Annotated in this window: 1 protein-coding gene and 2 pseudogenes; all 3 read right to left on the minus strand. The window is 74.8% G+C overall.

What is annotated here, in order from left to right; genetic code table 11:
- Positions 1–945 (minus strand): DEAD/DEAH box helicase (locus tag AC5LUJ_RS19890; protein ID WP_493465495.1); only part of this gene is annotated, 945 nt, incomplete at its 3' end.
- 151 nt (positions 946–1,096) lie between these two features.
- Positions 1,097–2,305, minus strand: a pseudogene (brxD, locus tag AC5LUJ_RS19895) (BREX system ATP-binding protein BrxD); the annotation flags it as partial.
- Positions 2,306–2,349: 44 nt separating this feature from the next.
- Positions 2,350–2,696, minus strand: a pseudogene (locus AC5LUJ_RS19900) (BREX-2 system phosphatase PglZ); the annotation flags it as partial.

The raw sequence follows: 2,696 nt of genomic DNA on the forward strand, positions 1-2,696 counted from the left end.
CGTGGGCGGCCCGGGTGCCGGCGGCGCGCCGCCGGCCGAGCCCGTCTCGACATTGGCTGGCAACGCGTCGGCAGCGGCCGCCGGCACGGTACCGGTCACGGCCTCCACGCCCCCGGCAGCGGGGGCCGTCGCCGGGGAAGACCGCCGGGAAAGCGCGGCCGGCAGGCCCGGCGCGACGACCTGGGCCGGGCGCCGGCCCGCACCCGAGCCCTGTAGCCAGCGCAGCAGCTCGGCCGGGTTCCCGACGGTCGCCGACAGGCCGATGACCTGCAACCCCCCGATCGACACCGCGTTGTTCGACACCGCGTTCCGCGGAACACAGGGATCGCCGTGCGCGGCGGCCCGTTCGGCGGTTCGTTCCCCTGCCTGTTCGGCGGCGATGATCCGGCGTAGCCGCTCCAGGACGGCGAGGAGGTGCCAGCCACGGTCGTCGCCGGCGAACGCGTGGACCTCGTCGACGATCACGGTGCGGACGCCGGCGAAGAAGCTGCGATGGTCGGTGCGGACGCTGACGAGCATCGCCTCCAGCGACTCGGGCGTGGTGAGCAGGACGTCGGGCCGTTCGCGGCGGATCCGGTTGCGCCGGCTGTCGGTCACGTCGCCGTGCCAGACGGCGGCCTGGCGCCCGAGCCAGCCGGTGTAGGTCTCCAGCCGGGGCGCCAGGTTGTTCAGCAGCGCCTTCAACGGGCACAGGTACAGCACCGACGTCCCCTGCCAGTTCTCGGCCGCCATCCGCGACAGGACCGGGAACGTCGCCGCCTCGGTCTTCCCGCCGGCGGTCGGCGCGAGCAGCAGCGCGTCCGAACCGGCGAGCAGCGGCGCGGCCGCCTCTTCCTGCAACGGCCGCAGCCCCGGCCACCGCAGGGTGTTCACGATGTGGTGCAGCACCACCGGGTGCAGCAGATCCGCCGCGTCGGCGGCGGACGCCTCCGGCTCGACGGTCACGCCGGACCCGGGCCCAGGTCCAGGTCCGCATCCGGGTCCAGGCCGGGTCCGCGTCCGGGTCCAGGTCGATGTCGATGTCGTCGGCGCGGGCGGCGTTGCGTTCCAGGTCGGTCATTTCGGCCGTGCCGATGGTCAGCGGGTAGTCGCGCCTGGGGGCGAAGTCGTCGAACTGGTCGACCCGGTCGAGCACGTCCCCGACGAGCTTCTTCAGGAACAGCCTGGGCGTGACACCCACCTTCCCGCCGAGCCGCCCGGCGACCGCCCCGGCCAGCTCCTCGAGATAGGCGTCGTCGACGAGCTTCTCGATCCGGCCGGCCGCGTCGCCCGGCGCACCGGCCGCGTACAGGTCCCGGACCCGCCCGCCGAGCTCGACCAGCGACGCCTCGGTGAACCCGGCCAGCCGCAGCTGCACGGCCCTCGGGTTGTCGAACTTCGGGTCGGTGGTGAAGTCGGTCGCCAGCCGCTGCGCGAGCGGCGCGAGCCGCCCCACCCCCTGCGGGCCGTCATAGAAGGCCGGCGTTCCGGTGATGACGAGGAACAGGCCGGGGAAACGGCCGCTGTGGACCTCGTCGATGAGCTGGCGCAGCGCGTTCAGCGCCTTGTCCCGCGCGTCGGAGCGAACCCGCTGCAGGGTCTCGACCTCGTCGAGGACGAGGAGCAGACCGCGGAAGCCGCTGTCACGCAGCACCACCAGCAGCCCCTGCAGGAAGCCGAGCGCCCCGAAATGGTCCAGCTCGCCGCGCACCCCGGCGGCCCGGCGGGCGCTCGCCGCGACGTGCGGCTGCCCACCGAGCCAGGCGAGCACCGCCGCCGCGGACGCCTCGTCGCCGGTGGCCAGCGCCGCCCGGTAGCCACGCAGCGCCGCCGCGAACGCGGGCGCTGTCCGGCCGACGTCGGCGAGCCGCCGGTCGACGAGCTCGCCGACCGCCCGGTCGAGCGCCGCGGCGTCGTCGCCCGTCGCCGCGTCGCCCGTCGCCCCGTCGGTGGCGAGGACGTCCTCCTCCAGCGCGTAGAACCAGCCGTCGACGACCTGCCGCAACGCGCTCGGCGGGAACGTCGCGGTGGTCAGCCGCTCGGTCAGCCGGCGGTAGACGGTCTCCAGCCTGTGCAGCGGCGTCTCGTTCTCCGAGATCTGCACCTCGGCGGCCGCGAGGCCTGCCTTCTTCGCCCGTTCGGCGAGCCAGCGGGTGAAGAACGTCTTCCCGGAGCCGTACTCGCCGCGGACCGCCTTGAACACCGACCCGCCGGCGGCGACGGCGGCCAGATCCTCGGCGGCGGCGCGCTCGAACCGGCCCAGCCCGACCGCGAGCAGGTCCAGCCCGGCCGCCGGCACCGCCCCGCGCCGCAGCGCATCCAGCACGTCCCGGCGCCGCGCCGCGCTGACCTGGCCGGTCAACTGGCCGGTCAAGAGGTCAGCCCGAACTGGGCGCGCAGCAGGTCGACGTTGAGGCGCAGGGTGTGGCCGTCGTCGATCGGCTCCAGCACAGGGTAGTTGTCGATGTTGAAAAGACGCTGGAGGGTCACGGCGAAGCCGCCGGCCCGCGCCGGGCGCTCGCCGGCGCGCTCGGCGACGACGCTCGTCGCCAGGGTGCCGAACGCGGCGAGCAGCGCCCGCACCGCCGCCTCGACCTTCTCCACCGGCACCTTGCGGGCCAGTCCGTCAAGCTGGGACCGGAACAGTTCGGACGCGAGCAGCCCGGCGACGAGGACGTCGACCGGGTCCTCCCGGCCACCGGCCGTCGCCGCGGACA

It is taken from the genome of Protofrankia sp. CiP1_Cm_nod3 (assembly GCF_982290655.1).